Here is a 16,238-nt window from a genome sequence, read left to right on the forward strand (position 1 = left end):
GCGCTGAATTTGCTATGTGGCCAGCAATCTGAGTCCCAAAAGCGCGATCGCTCAATCGAATTTTAGAACTTGTCAAAATTTTTGGAAAACCCTGTTGACATACTCTGAAAAATCCGTTATGTTATTAAAAGTCTGAGTCCAATGCCCCCATCGTCTAGAGGCCTAGGACACCTCCCTTTCACGGAGGTAACGGGGATTCGAATTCCCCTGGGGGTACTTTAAAGGTGTAGATAAATAGAAACCTAGAAAAGATTTATTAGATTTCTTTTCTATCTAATAACTAATTTCTTCTAAGCTGTAGATTTACACAATGCTTAAGTCATTCGCACGTTGACTAATCGCCATTACTATTGAATTGTAAGTCTTTGGTGAGGCAGCGTTCAATGATTTATATTGGCATTGTCAGCGTCATCATTTAGGGGGGGGGTAGAAAAGAAATAGTCAAAAATTACCCTCAAAATCTGATAAATTAAGTGACATGGAACTGGATCGCGTCAATCACTTAAAGCAGATACCCCCAGAAGATTGGGGAAAAACTCCAACTAGCGTCAAGAAACTTGTGGAGGAAATGGCGCAGCAAATAGAAAAACGGGAACAGCAACTAACAAAAGTCCTTAAAGTTCAAGAACAGTTATTAGAAAAAATTAATCACACATCAAAAAACTCATTATCACTCCCCTCAAGCGACCTACCGGGATTTGGAAAAAAGCCGCCCCAACAGAAAAGCCATAAAAAACTAGGGTATCCACTAAGTAATCAAGGAAATAGCCAAAACCTATACCCAATAGAAGAATTTAGCTCCATCATAGACTATTATCCAGAAGAATGTGTAAGTTGTGGAGCTACTCTCGTTTGTTTATATTTATGATAACAAAATCTAAAAAATTTCGTTGGCAAAAACCTAAATATTCTGCTTTATCCCGAAAAATAGATATTTTCATGGCTGCGGGTCAATTTATGTTATTTCTTTGGTGGGATAGTATTTTCCCACAAGATTCTTTAGAACATAAGAAAAATCGCGCTACTTGGTTGGTTAATACTTTAATTGATTTAGGCCCTACTTTTATTAAAATTGGTCAAAGTTTATCAACTCGTGCTGATTTATTACCTTTAGAATATGTGGAAGCTTTGGGAACTTTACAGGATCAAGTTCCGGCTTTTAGTAGTCAAGAAGCTATCGCTATGATTGAATTGGAATTAGGTAAATCTGTGCAATTTATTTATAAAGAATTTGAGTTTAATCCTTTAGCTGCTGCTAGTCTAGGTCAAGTTCATAGAGCGAAATTATACAATAATGAAGAGGTGGTTGTCAAAGTACAACGTCCGGGTTTAGAGGCTTTATTTAATTTAGATTTTAAGATATTATTACAGTTAATTAAGTTTTGTAATCAATATTTTCTTTGGGTGAAAAAATATAATTTACAAGCAATTTATGATGAGTTTTTTGATTTGTTATTTCAAGAAATTGATTATATTCAAGAGGGTAAAAATTCTGATAAATTTAGGGAGAATTTTCATGGATATCCGCATATTATTGTGCCTAAAGTATATTGGCAATATACCACAACTAAGATATTAACCTTAGAATATAAACCGGGAATTAAAATTAATGATAAAGCGGCTTTAGAAGCTTGTGGAATCAATATCAATAAAGTAAATGAAACGGGTATTTGTTGTTATTTAAAGCAACTATTACAAGATGGTTTTTTCCAAGTTGATCCTCATCCGGGGAATATGGCTGTCAATCCAGATGGTAGTATTATATTCTATGATTTTGGCATGATGGCAGAAATCAGAACTTTGGATAAAGAGCAGATGATTAAAACTTTTTTTGCTGTGTTAAAAAAGGATAGTAATGAAGTAGTAACTACTCTCATGAGTATGGGATTACTTGAACCTATCCCAGATATGACTCCAGTGAAAAGATTAGTCACATTTTTATTAGATAAGTTCACCGATAAACCCTTAGATATTAAAGCATTAAGTGAGTTGAAAAGCGAACTGTATGAAATGTTTGAACAGCAACCATTTCGTCTACCTGCTCAAATGACATTTATATTAAAAGCCTTAACCACATTAGATGGTATTGCGAGAACTTTAGATCCTAAATATAATCCTACAGCATCATCCCAAGCATTTATAAAAAGTCTGGCAATGACAAAAGGTAGAGGAAATGCGCTTGCCCAATTAAGCAAACAAGCAAGGGATTTTCTCCAATATCAACTGACAAAACCGAATAAAACAGAAGTTTTAGTTAAAAAATTAGAAGAAAGAGTTGAAAGGGGAGAGTTACAATTAAGAGTTAAAAATGTTGAAAGCGATCGCATATTAAGACGAATTTATCTAGCAGTCAAAACATTAATTTATGCTTGTTTAACAGGCTTTAGTATGTTGACGGGATTAATTTTGACGATCATTAAGTATAATAATTGGGCAATAGCGATTTTTTGTGTAGGTGGTTTTTGTCTATATTTATTAGTTAAATCTTTAATGAAATTAGGAGTGATGGAGAAAATAGAAAAAATGGGCAAAAATTAGGGCTGTCAGGATTCGTCTTTTAAAAATAGCAATACAATCAAGGGCGGGGAAATTCCGCCCCTAGCATTAATGAATCTATTACGAATTACGAATTATTTAATATGTGTTATTGGCGACAGAAAACTGAGGTAAAGTTAAGGTGAAACAAATTTCGCTCAAGTCAGAATTGGCAATTGGAGTACTCTCAATAGCGATCGCACCATTTAAATGCAGGACTAGAGACTTGACTAAAGCCAATCCCAAGCCAGTACCTGGAGTCCAGCGTCCTTTGCCACGACGGAACTTATCAAAGATATAGGCTGCTTCCTCTTGGGAGATGCCACGTCCTGTATTAGTCACTTTAATAATAACTTGATCAAGTTGTTGTTCAACTCTATGAGTAGCTTGTAAGTGGACAACAGTATCACGCTCCGAGTATTTACTGGCATTGGTTAACAGTTCTTGCAAAATCCGATCAAAACTCTCAATTTCGGTTTGAAGTTTTAACGGCTCTTTGGGTAAATCTACGGAAACAACTAATCCCTTATCTGTGAATAGCTTTTCCGCAGAGCCGACAATGTGATTAATTGTGGTGTTTAGGTCTATGGTTTCAAATTGTGGTGCTTCTTGATGAGATTCTAGTTTCTGGAGTGTGAGCAGATCATTAATTAAATTAATTTCTTTAGTACATTCTGACTCGAGAATATCTAGGTATCGAGTTTGACGCTCTGGTGAAATTCCTGGTAAACGTAAGTTACGGATTGACATCCGCATATTGGTGAGGGGATAACGCAAGCGATCGCTAATGTTGCTGACAAATTCATCTTTGAGTTCGTTGAGTTGTTGTAGTTGCTCAACATACTGCTTTGTTCTTTCGTACAATTTTGCCTGTACTTCTAAACTGCGTTTGAGTTGTTCTGTGCGTTCATCTACCAAATTTTGGACTTGCCGCAGTGTTTGTGACTGAATGATGGCGTTACTCAATTGAGCGCAAACCATTTCCACAAGATTTAATTCTGCGGGTTGCCAACTGCGAGCCACAGTTTGCTGTAACACCACAAATCCTAACACTTTGCCTTGACTTTCCAATGGCATTAACAATGTAGCAGGAAACTCCTCTATGGCAAATAAAGGATTGGTTTGCCCATTATCTTTTTGCTCTGTCGAGTTATCAATCATGATCGGTTTCCCCGACTCTGTAAATACAAGCTGGCATAAACCACATTCTGACAATAAAAAAGAATGTTCTAACTTATCTGTCTGGGTGTTGGCGGTATGTTGATTCTTATTCCATTCTCCAACTACTACAGCTTTAGCAGTGGGAATTTGTTTTTTTGGACGAGTTCTAAACAGTGGATCTGTATATTTCAATAAAATCAGTAACCCTCGATCTGCTTCTAAAGATTCCGCCGTCGAGGAAATAACTAACTGGAGCATTTGATTCAACTCCAAGTTACTAAGACTTAGTATAGTTAATTGCTTAATTAAACTTTGGTGTTGGCTGCTTTTATGCAGATACTGCTGTTGAGTAGTGATAATCTCTGTTTGTGCTACTTGAGCAAATGCGATCGCACAAGATGACTCTACTGCTTTGAGTAATTTTTTCTCTGATTCATCCCAATCATAGGGTTTAAATTTGATCAGGCTAATTACACCATTATTTTTGCCACCAAATCGCGTGGGAATTGCTAAAACTGATTTAATTGGTATTTGCAAAGACTGACAGCTAATTACCAGAGTTTTTTGAATAGTGGAAATATCATCAATAGTCAATGGTTCGGCCGCACATTGCACCACTGGCGAACTCATCTGCAACTCTTCCATTGGTAATATCTCGTTGGGGTGTGGTAAGCCCTGATATTTTTTACTACACCAATTAGCCGTTGCTGCTTCACTAGATCCATCACTTGTCACTTTGACTAAGCAACAGCAATCTACTTTAAATGTGTTTCCTAGTAAATGAGCAATTTCTTGCAGCATCGAGGCTGCTGCCGTACTTTTGGCGATGATAAAGTTTATGCTCTGTGCCAACGCATGGGCAGTTTTTTCCTGTTTCTGCATTAGCTTAACTTGGTATGCTGGTAGTGGTTCTACGTCATTTATGTATTGAGGCGGTGATAATAAATGTTTTTTCATTACAGTTACGCCTGTGGATAATAATAATCCATTTTTTTCCTTTGCACCCAACTTTTTGGCATCGATTTAACCTTTAGTTTTATTTCAGAAAGCGGATGAGTCAAGATTATTTTATGAAAACTGGGGCTACTTATTACCTTTGCATATTTTAATTAACTTTATTTACCTGCTTTGTGAATTAATTTCAAGTACCCGCCGTATTATTATATTTTCTATGCCAACACCTTTTTTCAAAGATTTTTGATAGCAGTTTAATCTGGAGTTAATTTACTGTGTCCATACCAGGATATCTTGTCTTTTACTTTACACAAACCGTAATTTCTCTAGAGTTAAATAAAAACTATTTTGAAGATCAGCCGCATTAATGCTGAGTATAGAAGTACTGAATAACTATGTAAGTACTGAATCAAGTTGATTGCTTCAAGAGGAAGCAGCGGGTTTAATATCGTCATCGTTTAAACACTGAGACAACAAGGGAAAAGAGGTTTTTTTGCTGTCTGCACAGATGGTGGAATCATAACTACTCTAGCAAACATGATATCAGATGTCTATTTATACGTCACCTGATACCGTTTCACTTTAAGGTTGATACAAATGAACACACACGGAGATTTATTTGTAGCTTTAATTACCAGCAGCAATAAAGTGTCTGAGTTTCTCAAATCTCGTGAGGTGCTATGAAAAAATCTCCCGGTTAGAGACCGAGAGATTGTCAACATACTGCGGGGAACAGGAAATAAAAGCAGCTAATTTTAAAATTTCCTTATTCCCTCCTAAGTAGGAAAATCCGTGGGTTTTTTGTCCCTAGTTGCTCGTGAAGAGTTCCCTTTTACCGAAAAATAAGACTAATGCACTAGTACCGCAGGGCGGAAGTCAAAAGTCACAAGTCAAAAGTATAATCCTACAGCATCATCCCAAGCATTTATAAAAAGTCTGGCAATGACAAAAGGTAGAGGAAATGCGCTTGCCCAATTAAGCAAACAAGCAAGGGATTTTCTCCAATATCAACTGACAAAACCGAATAAAACAGAAGTTTTAGTTAAAAAATTAGAAGAAAGAGTTGAAAGGGGAGAGTTACAATTAAGAGTTAAAAATGTTGAAAGCGATCGCATATTAAGACGAATTTATCTAGCAGTCAAAACATTAATTTATGCTTGTTTAACAGGCTTTAGTATGTTGACGGGATTAATTTTGACGATCATTAAGTATAATAATTGGGCAATAGCGATTTTTTGTGTAGGTGGTTTTTGTCTATATTTATTAGTTAAATCTTTAATGAAATTAGGAGTGATGGAGAAAATAGAAAAAATGGGCAAAAATTAGGGCTGTCAGGATTCGTCTTTTAAAAATAGCAATACAATCAAGGGCGGGGAAATTCCGCCCCTAGCATTAATGAATCTATTACGAATTACGAATTATTTAATATGTGTTATTGATTGCTAGACTCTCGACACTCAGAGGAACCATATCGCCATTCCTTGTTAATCCCAATAACATCGGCTGTTGAGGTTGAATTGATGTACCTGTAAGTACACATCGCTCTTCTTGCTGTGCGGTAGCTGGAATACTGGCTCGAATATCTGCGCGTGAAAATCGCGGTTTCCACTCACCTGATTTTTGCTGTACATAATTCCAGAGGACATCTCGAATCAAAGCTTGATATCCCTGATTGCCAGCTATCTCTTTGAGTTTATCTTTAAGTTCCCGCTCCAAGCGGATGCTGGTGACTTCCATATCGGTGGTTGAGGTACGTGCGATGGTCTGCATGATTTTTTCTCCTTATAACTATAGACAGGATAGTAATACAAGTGTAGTATGTTTAAAGAAATGTTCAATAGGTGAAATTTTCCGTGAAATCCATTTACCCTATCTCTACTTCTTCGCGTGTCGCCCAATTCCCTGGCAGTTGGGAATTTGGTGCTGCGGAAGTGGAGTATTTATCTATAAACGCCGATAGCCAGCATCAAGGGCAAAACACAGAGGGTAATGATGATTTTTATTATGATCCTAGATATATCAGCCTAAATTTGCTGAATAGCAAACCAGAACTAGATGTAAGAAGCGGGAGGTACAAGCGAAGAAATGCTTGACCACAATAAGACCAGAAAGCCATCAGGTCAATTTCTAACCCCCGCTTCATCTAAATCAGAAGTGGGGGTTTTTTAATAAGGAGTCAGGCTGTGACGAGCGCAATGCGAATGTTAGAGCAATCCGTAGTGGTGTTTTCTCAAAATTACTTGCCACTGTGTCGGGTAAATATCAAGCGAGCGATTGTGTTGTTAGTGACCAATAAGGCAGAACCGGTGGATTTTTCCACAGAAGACGGCTGGTTAATTCACTCACCTAGCTTGGTAATTTCTGTACCCAAGCACATCCGCCTAAAAATTGCTGCTGCTGAACGGATGTGGAAAGTTCCCCCAGTCAATCGGCGGGAAGTGCTGCGACGAGATCACCATAATTGTCAATATTGCGGTAGCAAGAAACATCTAACGCTAGATCATGTGATTCCGCGCTCTAAAGGCGGTCTACATACCTGGGATAACGTAGTCACAGCTTGTGAAAGATGTAACTCTCGTAAAGGCGATAAGACTCCAGCTGAAGTTGGTATGCTACTGCGGAGCAAGCCAAAACCACCAATTCACCCAGCTGTTTCTTTTGCGGAAAAGTTTTGGGTTGATCTACAAGCAAACCTGGAATAACAGGAGAGCATAGGAAATGCTTAAATTAACTTACACCGAAGGGAGCTTTTTTTTAGAGTGTCTTACTCTGTCAATAGAGGAATGGGTAGCGCAAAGAGTGATTTTGGCACTACGGGTTGGTCAACCTCTATGCTGTGAACCTAGTACAGCTTCCTTTTTGCTTCCTGTTGATTTACCGGGAGTAGAAAGGCTGAAGACTGAAGTGCAACGAAATGATGGTGAAATCATAGCGCTGTGTACTGGTGATGCTGAGTATCTGGAAGTAACGCTCCAAGGTTCTTGGTTATCAGATGGTACTGATGATGCTGTAGGTGTATTTGTAACTACGATGAGCTATCAGACTGAGTTCTTTTTACATAAACTTTGGCATGAGTCTCAAGTTGATGCTTCTGTTAAAAGTGCTGAATGTTGATTAACGGTTATTGTTGCATTTTTAACAATTCAGGAAGTGTGACAAATCGGTAGCCTTGCTGTTTGAGTCTGTTGATGATTTCTGGCAAGGCTTTGACTGTTTTGGTGCGATTGCCCCGACCATCATGCATTAAGACAATAGCACCTGGTTTAGCACCTTTGAGAACATTATTAACAATAAATTGTGGGTCAGATGAATTAGTATCACCTGAATTTACAGACCATTTAAAAATTGCATAGTTTTGAGTTTTGGCGTAAGCGGATAATCCGTTATTTAATCTACCACCAGCAGGACGAAATAAGGATGTTTTCACTCCTGTAGTTGTGTAAATAAGTTGAGCGGTACATTCAATTTCGTTTTTAGCTGTGATGGGATTCATGGGTTTAGTGGAATGAGTCCAGGTATGATTACCAATAGCGTGACCTGCGGCTACAACTTGTTTGGCAATTTCAGGATTATTTTTTAAAGAAGTTCCTACCCAAAAAAATGTGGCTTTCACATCATTTTGTTTGAAAATATCTAACATTGCTACGGTGGTTTTTGGCCAGGGACCATCATCAATAGTTAAAGCAATAACTTTTTCATTATTCTTGGGTTTTACTCGACGAAAGATTTTAGATTGAGATTTAGGTGGGATGTTAAAAGTTATATTGACGGTGTTAGGTGGTGGCTGTAATTGTTCATTAAGTTGACATGGTGGGGGAGTTACTGGAATTGCATTGAGATTAGTGAGAGAGATTTCTGGGATTTTCGGAACTATGATTATTCCAGCGATAATCAAGAGAATGATCACGACAGCAGGAATAATATTTTGTATTTTTTTGCGTTTATTTTTAAAGTAAAAATTATCTTTGGGCATAAACTTCTGTGTTGTCTATTGTTCCATTTCTAATAATTCAGGCATTGTAACAAATCTATAACCTTTTTGTTTCAGTCCAGTGATGATTTCTGGTAAAGCTTTGACAGTTCTTTCACGATTTCCTCCACCATCGTGCATTAACACAATTGCGCCGGGTTTAGCATCTCTGAGAACATTTTTAACAAATACTTGATATTTGGCACGAGGATCGGTGTCTGCTGAGGTCACTGACCACATGACAACAGAGTTTTTTTGACTTTTAGCATAAGCAGCTAATCCGTTGTTTAAATAGCCTCCGGGGGGACGGAAAATAGATGTTTTGACACCTGTTGTTTGATAGATTAATTCATTTGTTTTTTCAATTTCATTTTTAGCTGTAGCTGCATCCATGCGTTTATATAAATGATTCCATGTATGATTACCAATAGCGTGACCTTCAGCTACAACTCTTTTGGCTATTTCGGGATGATTTTTTAAGGAACTTCCTACCCAAAAGAATGTGGCTTTCACGTCATTTTGTTTGAGGATATCTAACATTTCTACTGTAGTTTTTGGCCAGGGTCCATCATCAATTGTTAAAGCAATAACTTTCTCGTTGTTTTTGGGTTCAACTTTATAAACTGTCTTTCCTTGAAATTTAGCAGGAACGGTAAAATTCAAGTTTTTGATTTTAGCAGGTGGTTGTGATTTTGTATTTCCTTGATTTTCAGGAATGGCAACTTTTAAGGGTTCGCTATTTGTTTTTAATTGTGGTGTATTTTGGTTATTATTACAAGCAGTTATAGATAATGCTATGGTGGTGACAGCAATTATTTTTATTGTGTGGTTGTGGTTGTTGGTGGAATTAGAATTGTGAGACATAATGTTTTATCTACGATAGATAGATTTCACAGCATGGGAATTTGAACTTTTACAGTTTTAACAGAAAATCTAAATTTGGGGTAGGGGTTTCATTGGTATCAAATGAACCCAAAAATGTCTTATCTGTTTGTTTCCAGACCCGCCCGGAAATCAATTTCCGGTCTAATAGCTAAAGTGCGTTAAAACGCACTCTTTTTAACTAAAAATCAAAATTTATTCTTGAAATAGAATCCATTAAGCCAAAAAAATAGTCGGTTAAAACCGACTTAAGCTATAAGACTCTTAATTTATTCCCTGGCTTCTGGGACTTTACTTTACCTATACTAATTTTAGTCTTCATCCTCCTCAATCATTTCGCATAATTCATCCTTAGCTTGTTTAGCAAGATTCAAGCTGGTCATAGTTGCCAAAGCGCCACCACCTGCGGTTAAACTAGCTTCTGATACTTTGTTGAAATAGATTAAACCTACGCCAAATAATGTCATCATAGCTGAAGCGGCGGAAACACATAAAGCGACATTAAAAGTTAACTTTGCTTGGCGTAGTAATTCTTCCTTAATTTGTTGTTTCATGGTCTTTGCTGCCTTTTGTTTTTGAATTGTTCGGTCATTTACATATTTTTATCTTGTCACCAATTTGAGGAAATGAAGTTGAGTTAATGTATAGAAATAGGTATATTAGAAGTAGATATAAATGAAGTATATGCAAAGTATATTCAAGGTATATTAAAAGTATAGATATTTGATTTTATCTAATCAACCAATCTCAATCATGGCATTTCTAGAGTACAATTTATCCTGAAACCACCGGAACAATCTTTTAGTCCACTTTAGTGGACTTTCGCTATGAGACTGGGAATTAATTCCCAGGCGGTTTATAATGCAAATCGAAAAATGACGGTTAAAAAACATTAACCAGACTATTTTTACCAAAAATCAGTTATAATCCTTACTAAAATCTAAACAACATCCATGACTTGGCAAGATTTTCTTAACAAACAAGCAGATATTCAAGGTTTATCTGTTGAAGAAAAAACAACCTTATTAACTGCACTACCTGACCAAGATACACAAATTAATCAAACACAACTCAGTTTAAAATTAAGCATTACCGAAGCTACTGTTAAAAGTCGTCTAAAAGAGATTTATAAAAACTTCCAGTCTGTCTGTCCCGAACTGGGAATGCAACAAGGAGCAGGTAAATTTGAAATATTACGGAAATATTTAAAACAGAAATATCATCAATCTCAATCAAATGATATAATTAAAAACCCTAATCATGATAAATCTATCTCACCAGAATTTCAATCATTAATTGACGAAAAAATCCAATCCTTCTGCGGTCGCAGATTTGTATTTACTGCCTTTGAAACCTTTATCAACACAAATAAAAAAGGCTATTTTACAGTAATCGGTGATGCGGGGATGGGTAAAAGTACCATCGCTGCAAAATACGTTTCTGAAAATAACGCAATTTGTTATTTTAACGTCTTAGTAGATGGTCGTAATCGTCCAGAATTATTCCTGGAAAGCATTCGTAAACAACTGATTAACCGCCACCAATTAGCAAATGTTGAAAATGCAGATTTATCAACATTACTGGTAAAAGCTACCGAAAAACTCAGCGAGAATGAAAAATTAATCATTGTCGTTGATGCGTTAGATGAAGTAGACCAAGAAGCAGGAGCAGAAAATATTTTATTTTTACCCAAAACCCTACCAGATAATGTTTATTTCTTGCTGACACGACGACGCTATGAACCCAGTAAAAAACGACTTTATACAGAAGGTGTAAAACAAGAAGAATTAGATTTAACTGATAAAAAGTATGATTCAGAAAATGCAAAAGACATTCAAGAGTATATTCGTTTATGTTTAAACAATGATCCAGAACATAAAACCGGATTACAAAATTGGATAGAAAACAAAAATATCACTCCCGACGCTTTTGTAAATGAATTAGCAACCAAGAGCGAAAATAATTTTATGTACCTGCGCTATGTTTTACCAGCAATAGCAGAGGGTAAATATAATGATTTGAATTTAACCAAATTACCCCAAGGTTTGCATGAATATTATGTAAAACATTGGGAACGGATGAAAATGAATGATGAAGCTCAAAAAATGAAAGTCATTGTTCTATATATTTTAGTCGAATTTGCTAAACCGATACCCTGTGAGAAAATTGCTGCTATTGCAGAACAAGATGAATATGAGGTAGAGAAAATTTTAGATGAATGGATTGAATATTTGAGAAAACGGACTGAAGATGGATATGACTGTTACAGCATCTATCATGCCAGCTTTTTAAATTTTTTGAAACCGAAAAAAGAACTGAACCTAGAAAAACGCAAACAACTTCTTCAGGAAGTAAATCAAAAAATTCTTACCTATTACGAAAACATAGAAAATAATCATGGATAAATGGGATTTTCATATTTATTTGAGAAAGCCTTATCACTTTGTTAATTCTGGTAAACCTGAAAATTTAACCATATATTACCAAATCCTCACAGATTATCAATTCATATCTAACAAGATCAATCATCCTGAATTTGGTATCCAAACATTAATTGAAGATTATGATTTATTAGATGATACCCAAACCGCAACCCAACCAGACAAAAGCAAAACCTTAAAATATATTCAAAGTGCTTTGCGACTGTCTGCACATATTGTCACCCAGGATAAACAACAAATAGTAAGTCAATTATGGGGAAGGTTACAAACCATCAAAACCCCAGAAATTCAAACACTATTAACCAAAGCACAAAAAACTCACCCTCTCCCTTGGTTGCGTCCCCTCACCCCCAGTCTCACCCAAGCAGGAGGAAGGTTACTCCGCACCCTTTCAGGTCATAGTAGTTTGGTACTAGCAGTAGCAGTGACAGCAGACGGAACACGGGTGATTTCTGGTTCTTGGGACAAAACTGTGAAGGTGTGGAATTTAGAGACAGGGGAAGAAATAGCTACTTTTACAGGTGAATATCCCATCTATTCCTGTGCAGTTGCACCAGATAAGTTAACAATTGTTGCGGGTAACAGTTCGGGAATGGTACATTTTTTAAAGTTGGAAAATGCGGGAGAGTGAATTTATGAACTCCACACCCAGACCACCAACTGTTAATAATTACCTGGATACTCAGCAACAATTCACGGAAGTTATTAACACCAAAAGCGCGAATTTTATCGGTCGTGATTTCGTTTTCACTGCTATTAATAATTTTCTCCACCGCTATAACCGGGGTTATTTTACGATTATCGGCGCACCGGGTAGCGGTAAAAGTGCGATGATTGCTAAATATATTCAGGAAAATCCTCATGTGATTTATTACAACGCGGAGTTAGAGGGGAAAAATCACGCTGAGGAGTTTTTAAGATTTGTCTGTCAGCAATTATTAGATATCACCCCTCCCCAACCCTCCCCGCAAGCGAGGAGGGAGAAAACATCCACAAACATCCCCCTGTTTATAGGGGAAAGGGGGGTTCTTCCCGATAACGCTACAGAGGGAAGTTGGTTTTTATCGTTGTTGCTGCAACAAATCAGCGACAGTTTACAACTAAATCAAACAAGTCAACCAAATCAAAAATTAATTATTGCTATTGACGGGTTAAATTGCATCAACCGCAATTTACAACCACCAGGAACAAATATTTTTTATCTTCCCCGCTACATTCCCCAAGGGGTTTATTTTCTCCTTTCCCGTCGTCCGTTTTTATCAGATAATTCTGGTTTATTAATTGAAGCGCCGATGCAAAGTTTGAATTTAGCAGATTATCCAGAGGAAAATAAACAAGATATTCAAAATTATATTAGGAGAAACCTAACCCCCCTAACCCCCCTTCCCTACAAGGGAATGGGGGAACAGGACGCTTCTAACTCCCCTCTCCTCGCAGGAGAGGGGTTGGGGGAGAGGTCAATTCTCAAATCTTGGTTAAATACTCACCAAATAAATGAAGCCGAATTTATTTCTAATTTAACCAACCGCAGCGAAAATAATTTCATGTATGTGAGTCAAGTTTTAGCTGCTATTGCTGACGGTTTCTATAGCGAACCTTCCCAGTTAGAAACATCTCTACCTCCTGGTTTAGAATCTTATTACCAACAGCATTTACAAAAAATGCTCCCCTCCACAGGTGAAGATTTCCCCCTAGCGGTGTTGAAAGTTTTAGCGCAGCAAACACAACCTATATCTGTTGCTGCTATAGCGGAAATTCTAGATACAGATGAATATGAAATTGAAGAATTGTTAGAAAATTGGGTAGAGTTTTTAAATCTGCAATCTATCTCAGGGAATATTTTCTACGGCTTTTATCATTCTAGTTTTCGTGATGCTGTCAACAAGATATAGCGGTATGCACTAACCGACAAGTATTGGGTGGATAATGCCCTTTAACAAGAAATTCTCAGGGTTATAAATCATGATTTTGCGGCAAGGATCATGGTGCAATATATGAGCTATCAGTCTTGTTTTATATCTAAAGAGTGATTTTATCCAATTCAAAATTAAAGCAAATTCTCTCTGAAGATTGATTCAAAAAATGTTTAACCTCACTAGGATGAAAGTACAGAATAGAGTGGAAAATTTCAAATGAAGATTCTTGACTTCGCTATATCTAGATTTGAGTTAGCATCTAGATTTATAATTGTGGCTTTTGCTTGTGGCTTCATATTTTTATTTAATGCTTTTCCTGCTTTAGCTATCAGTAGTTATCAAAGTGATACCACAGAAGGTACAACACAATTGCTGGAAACTCAACGCAAAACTGATGAAGCGGCTAAAGCTCCACCAATAGGACTGAAAGAAACTCAAGAAAAAACAAAGAGAGGACTTAACGAAGTTCAGGGAGACGCTGATATTGACAAGATGAAGACTCCCGCAAATTCACAAAGTGCAACTTCAGTAGAACAGGAAGTAAAAGGATTTTTGGAAAAAGTTACAGGCAAGGATTAGTAACAATTATTCATAATTTGGGGCAGGATCAATGAGTAATGTAAGTATTATAAATTGATCCTATTTTGTGTTATTTAGTTTTAGATTTATAGATAATTAATAGTCATTAATTAAAAAAATATCAAGAATGAATATAGCGGTTATCGGTTGAGTGAGATACAAAAACCCCACCCCCAACCCCCTCCCCGCTGTTTCGTGGAGGGGACTATAATTTATATCATTCAAGTGCTATAGTTAATTTCCATAGTTAATTTCCTTTTATTCCTTTAGAGCGATGTGGATTATGTCTATATTTTGTGAACTTATATAAGTAAGTAAAGGTAGGAAAGGAAGACGATGAATAAGATAAATATTGGTTTGACAGATGAACAGCGTCACGGTGTTATGAATTTGCTGAATCAAGATTTAGCAGATTCTTATGTATTGCTAGTAAAAACTAAAAAGTATCATTGGGATGTTGTCGGTCCTCAGTTCCGTACTCTGCACCAGCTTTGGGAAGAACACTATAACGCACTGACCGAAAATATTGATAAATTGGCTGAAAGAATTCGGGCTTTGGGTTGTTATCCCATTGGCACAATGGAGGGATTTCTCAAAGTTGCTACTCTCAAAGAACAGGCTGATAAAATTCCCTTGGCCACGGGGATGGTAGCTCGATTGGTTAAAGATCATGAGCAGATTATTCGCAATTTAAGAGACCATGTGGATCAGTGTAGTGATGAGTTTCATGATCAGGGAACTGCTGACTTTTTGACTAATCTTATGGAAGAACATGAGCAAATGGCTTGGATGTTGCGCTCATTTATTGAAGGAGAGGCGCTGCAACCAGACGGTAAACATCAACCTACAGAAACTAAAAGCCCAGTGGGTGTGTAGTCGAGAATTGTCAACACAAAAAATGAAGGAGTATACAAGTGGCAGAAGGATATAAAGCTGAACGCACTATCTCGGCTGTATTTAAAGAACAAAAGCAAATTGATGATGTAATTCGCCGTTTGCTAGATAGAGGCGTACCCAAGGATTATATTTCGGTGATGGGCAGAAATTTCCAGTCAGAAACAAGAATTTCTGGTTTTCTGACTAAGAAAGATGTGATTCTGGGAGGTTTGAAAACAGGAGCAATTTTTGGTTCTTTGTTTGGTTCTTTCCTGAGTTTATTGACGGGTGTTGGTGTCTTGTTTATTCCCTTTGTGGGACCGGTTGTGGCAGCAGGACCAATTGGTGCAGTGTTGTTGGGGGCTGCTAGTGGTGCGATCGCAGGTAGTGCAGGTGCGGGTTTAGTATCAGTTCTCACTACTTTGGGAATGCCTGAAGACAAAGCTACTATTTATCAAACCCGCTTAGAAGCTGGGGAATTTTTATTGATGGCGGAAATTGCGAGCGATCGCACTGGTGAATATCAATTACTATTTGAAAGCGCTGGTGGTGAAGAAATTCACACTATTGATAAAGCCTTGGATCATCCTTGTCCTGGCCGATGTAACAGCCCAGATGATTTAGCTCCAGAAGTTCGCACTCATCTTTCAAAAGAAGCCCAAGGACTATTTATTGAGCGCTATAACGTCGTACTTAATGAAACAAATGACGAGTTTACCGCTGAACAATCGGCCTGGAGTGCTGTTCGTGAACAATTTGATGAAGATGAGAACGGTGTTTGGTCAAAAGCAAAGGTGATTGCTTAAGTTGTTATTTTTCTTGATGAATAGTAAGATTCCAGGACGATTTTGGACATTACATAAAATCTCAAGAACGTCCTAAATTACATCCCTCTTCTAGTTAAGGAGAGGGTTTGTTTTAATT

At 37.1% G+C, this 16,238-nt stretch carries 17 protein-coding genes and 1 tRNA gene; 13 read left to right on the plus strand and 5 right to left on the minus strand.

The features are described from left to right. Positions 1-143 precede the first annotated feature (143 nt). The 3 genes from A9Y75_RS06790 (at position 144) to A9Y75_RS06800 (ending at position 2,538) form a co-directional block, all read left to right on the plus strand. Positions 144-216 (plus strand) — tRNA-Glu (locus A9Y75_RS06790). Positions 217-478: 262 nt separating this feature from the next. Continuing rightward, on the plus strand, positions 479-868 hold the full coding sequence (locus A9Y75_RS06795) for a hypothetical protein (RefSeq protein ID WP_071188739.1): 390 nt from the start codon (positions 479-481) through the stop codon (positions 866-868). Continuing rightward, the gene (locus tag A9Y75_RS06800) at positions 865-2,538 is read left to right on the plus strand and encodes an AarF/ABC1/UbiB kinase family protein (RefSeq protein ID WP_071188740.1); all 1,674 of its coding nucleotides are present in this window, start codon (positions 865-867) and stop codon (positions 2,536-2,538) included. Before A9Y75_RS06795 ends, A9Y75_RS06800 begins: the two co-directional genes overlap by 4 nt. 96 nt (positions 2,539-2,634) lie before the next feature. On the opposite strand, the gene A9Y75_RS06805 is transcribed toward A9Y75_RS06800, so the two are convergent. Continuing rightward, entirely contained in the window at positions 2,635-4,653 is a 2,019-nt protein-coding gene (locus tag A9Y75_RS06805; RefSeq protein ID WP_071188851.1) for a GAF domain-containing sensor histidine kinase, read from the minus strand. A gap of 939 nt (positions 4,654-5,592) precedes the next feature. Here A9Y75_RS06805 and A9Y75_RS06810 point away from each other — a divergent pair. Next, the gene (locus tag A9Y75_RS06810; protein ID WP_071188741.1) at positions 5,593-5,976 is read left to right on the plus strand and encodes a hypothetical protein; all 384 of its coding nucleotides are present in this window, start codon (positions 5,593-5,595) and stop codon (positions 5,974-5,976) included. 96 nt (positions 5,977-6,072) lie between these two features. On the opposite strand, the gene A9Y75_RS06815 is transcribed toward A9Y75_RS06810, so the two are convergent. Continuing rightward, positions 6,073-6,420 carry a hypothetical protein gene (locus tag A9Y75_RS06815; protein ID WP_071188742.1) on the minus strand — a complete coding sequence of 116 codons (348 nt, stop codon included), beginning with the start codon at positions 6,418-6,420 and terminating at the stop codon, positions 6,073-6,075. Positions 6,421-6,503: 83 nt separating this feature from the next. Here A9Y75_RS06815 and A9Y75_RS06820 point away from each other — a divergent pair, with 83 nt between their 5' ends. The 3 genes from A9Y75_RS06820 to A9Y75_RS06830 all read left to right on the plus strand — a co-directional run bounded on the left by A9Y75_RS06820 (position 6,504) and on the right by A9Y75_RS06830 (position 7,764). Beyond that, positions 6,504-6,743 (plus strand): hypothetical protein, encoded by a 240-nt coding sequence (locus tag A9Y75_RS06820; protein WP_236721343.1) that lies wholly within the window; start codon positions 6,504-6,506, stop codon positions 6,741-6,743. 90 nt (positions 6,744-6,833) lie between these two features. Next, entirely contained in the window at positions 6,834-7,352 is a 519-nt protein-coding gene (locus tag A9Y75_RS06825; protein ID WP_177176123.1) for an HNH endonuclease, read from the plus strand. Positions 7,353-7,368: 16 nt separating this feature from the next. After that, positions 7,369-7,764, plus strand: coding sequence for an alr0857 family protein (locus A9Y75_RS06830; RefSeq protein ID WP_071188745.1), 396 nt, complete (start codon positions 7,369-7,371; stop codon positions 7,762-7,764). A gap of 7 nt (positions 7,765-7,771) precedes the next feature. On the opposite strand, the gene A9Y75_RS06835 is transcribed toward A9Y75_RS06830, so the two are convergent. The 3 genes from A9Y75_RS06835 to A9Y75_RS06845 form a co-directional block, all read right to left on the minus strand. Further along, complete coding sequence (locus A9Y75_RS06835) at positions 7,772-8,623, minus strand: polysaccharide deacetylase family protein (RefSeq protein ID WP_071188746.1); 852 nt, start codon at positions 8,621-8,623, stop codon at positions 7,772-7,774. A gap of 15 nt (positions 8,624-8,638) precedes the next feature. Further along, the gene (locus A9Y75_RS06840; RefSeq protein WP_071188747.1) at positions 8,639-9,484 is read right to left on the minus strand and encodes a polysaccharide deacetylase family protein; all 846 of its coding nucleotides are present in this window, start codon (positions 9,482-9,484) and stop codon (positions 8,639-8,641) included. A gap of 329 nt (positions 9,485-9,813) precedes the next feature. Further along, positions 9,814-10,056: a hypothetical protein gene (locus A9Y75_RS06845; protein WP_071188748.1), complete on the minus strand. Its 243-nt coding sequence runs from the start codon at positions 10,054-10,056 to the stop codon at positions 9,814-9,816. A 399-nt stretch (positions 10,057-10,455) separates the two neighbouring features. On the opposite strand from A9Y75_RS06845, the gene A9Y75_RS06850 reads away from it, so the two are divergent. From A9Y75_RS06850 to A9Y75_RS06875, 6 genes are all read left to right on the plus strand, one after another. Then, complete coding sequence (locus A9Y75_RS06850; RefSeq protein WP_236721344.1) at positions 10,456-11,907, plus strand: ATP-binding protein; 1,452 nt, start codon at positions 10,456-10,458, stop codon at positions 11,905-11,907. After that, the gene (locus A9Y75_RS06855; RefSeq protein ID WP_071188749.1) at positions 11,900-12,574 is read left to right on the plus strand and encodes a hypothetical protein; all 675 of its coding nucleotides are present in this window, start codon (positions 11,900-11,902) and stop codon (positions 12,572-12,574) included. The genes A9Y75_RS06850 and A9Y75_RS06855 overlap by 8 nt, the downstream gene beginning before the upstream one ends. 4 nt (positions 12,575-12,578) lie before the next feature. Continuing rightward, entirely contained in the window at positions 12,579-13,835 is a 1,257-nt protein-coding gene (locus A9Y75_RS06860) for an ATP-binding protein (RefSeq protein ID WP_071188750.1), read from the plus strand. Between the two features lie 240 nt (positions 13,836-14,075). Continuing rightward, a complete protein-coding gene (locus A9Y75_RS06865) occupies positions 14,076-14,438 on the plus strand; it encodes a hypothetical protein (protein WP_071188751.1) in 363 nt (120 codons plus the stop codon). Between the two features lie 336 nt (positions 14,439-14,774). Then, positions 14,775-15,314, plus strand: coding sequence for a Dps family protein (locus A9Y75_RS06870; RefSeq protein ID WP_071188752.1), 540 nt, complete (start codon positions 14,775-14,777; stop codon positions 15,312-15,314). A 38-nt stretch (positions 15,315-15,352) separates the two neighbouring features. Next, positions 15,353-16,120, plus strand: coding sequence for a ChaB family protein (locus A9Y75_RS06875; RefSeq protein WP_071188753.1), 768 nt, complete (start codon positions 15,353-15,355; stop codon positions 16,118-16,120). Positions 16,121-16,238 lie beyond the last annotated feature (118 nt).

Source organism: Trichormus sp. NMC-1, from assembly GCF_001858025.1.
Taxonomy (GTDB): Bacteria; Cyanobacteriota; Cyanobacteriia; order Cyanobacteriales; family Nostocaceae; genus Anabaena.

What these genes read in the sequence shown, in the direction of transcription:
- A9Y75_RS06835 (WP_071188746.1), bottom strand. Translation starts at nt 8,623, where the DNA reads ATGCCCAAAGATAATTTTTACTTTAAAAATAAACGCAAAAAAATACAA.
- A9Y75_RS06860 (WP_071188750.1), top strand. Translation starts at nt 12,579, where the DNA reads ATGAACTCCACACCCAGACCACCAACTGTTAATAATTACCTGGATACT.
- A9Y75_RS06870 (WP_071188752.1), top strand. Translation starts at nt 14,775, where the DNA reads ATGAATAAGATAAATATTGGTTTGACAGATGAACAGCGTCACGGTGTT.
- A9Y75_RS06850 (WP_236721344.1), top strand. Translation starts at nt 10,456, where the DNA reads ATGACTTGGCAAGATTTTCTTAACAAACAAGCAGATATTCAAGGTTTA.
- A9Y75_RS06845 (WP_071188748.1), bottom strand. Translation starts at nt 10,056, where the DNA reads ATGAAACAACAAATTAAGGAAGAATTACTACGCCAAGCAAAGTTAACT.
- A9Y75_RS06855 (WP_071188749.1), top strand. Translation starts at nt 11,900, where the DNA reads ATGGATAAATGGGATTTTCATATTTATTTGAGAAAGCCTTATCACTTT.
- A9Y75_RS06840 (WP_071188747.1), bottom strand. Translation starts at nt 9,484, where the DNA reads ATGTCTCACAATTCTAATTCCACCAACAACCACAACCACACAATAAAA.
- A9Y75_RS06815 (WP_071188742.1), bottom strand. Translation starts at nt 6,420, where the DNA reads ATGCAGACCATCGCACGTACCTCAACCACCGATATGGAAGTCACCAGC.
- A9Y75_RS06830 (WP_071188745.1), top strand. Translation starts at nt 7,369, where the DNA reads ATGCTTAAATTAACTTACACCGAAGGGAGCTTTTTTTTAGAGTGTCTT.
- A9Y75_RS06800 (WP_071188740.1), top strand. Translation starts at nt 865, where the DNA reads ATGATAACAAAATCTAAAAAATTTCGTTGGCAAAAACCTAAATATTCT.
- A9Y75_RS06795 (WP_071188739.1), top strand. Translation starts at nt 479, where the DNA reads ATGGAACTGGATCGCGTCAATCACTTAAAGCAGATACCCCCAGAAGAT.
- A9Y75_RS06805 (WP_071188851.1), bottom strand. Translation starts at nt 4,653, where the DNA reads ATGAAAAAACATTTATTATCACCGCCTCAATACATAAATGACGTAGAA.
- A9Y75_RS06865 (WP_071188751.1), top strand. Translation starts at nt 14,076, where the DNA reads ATGAAGATTCTTGACTTCGCTATATCTAGATTTGAGTTAGCATCTAGA.
- A9Y75_RS06810 (WP_071188741.1), top strand. Translation starts at nt 5,593, where the DNA reads ATGACAAAAGGTAGAGGAAATGCGCTTGCCCAATTAAGCAAACAAGCA.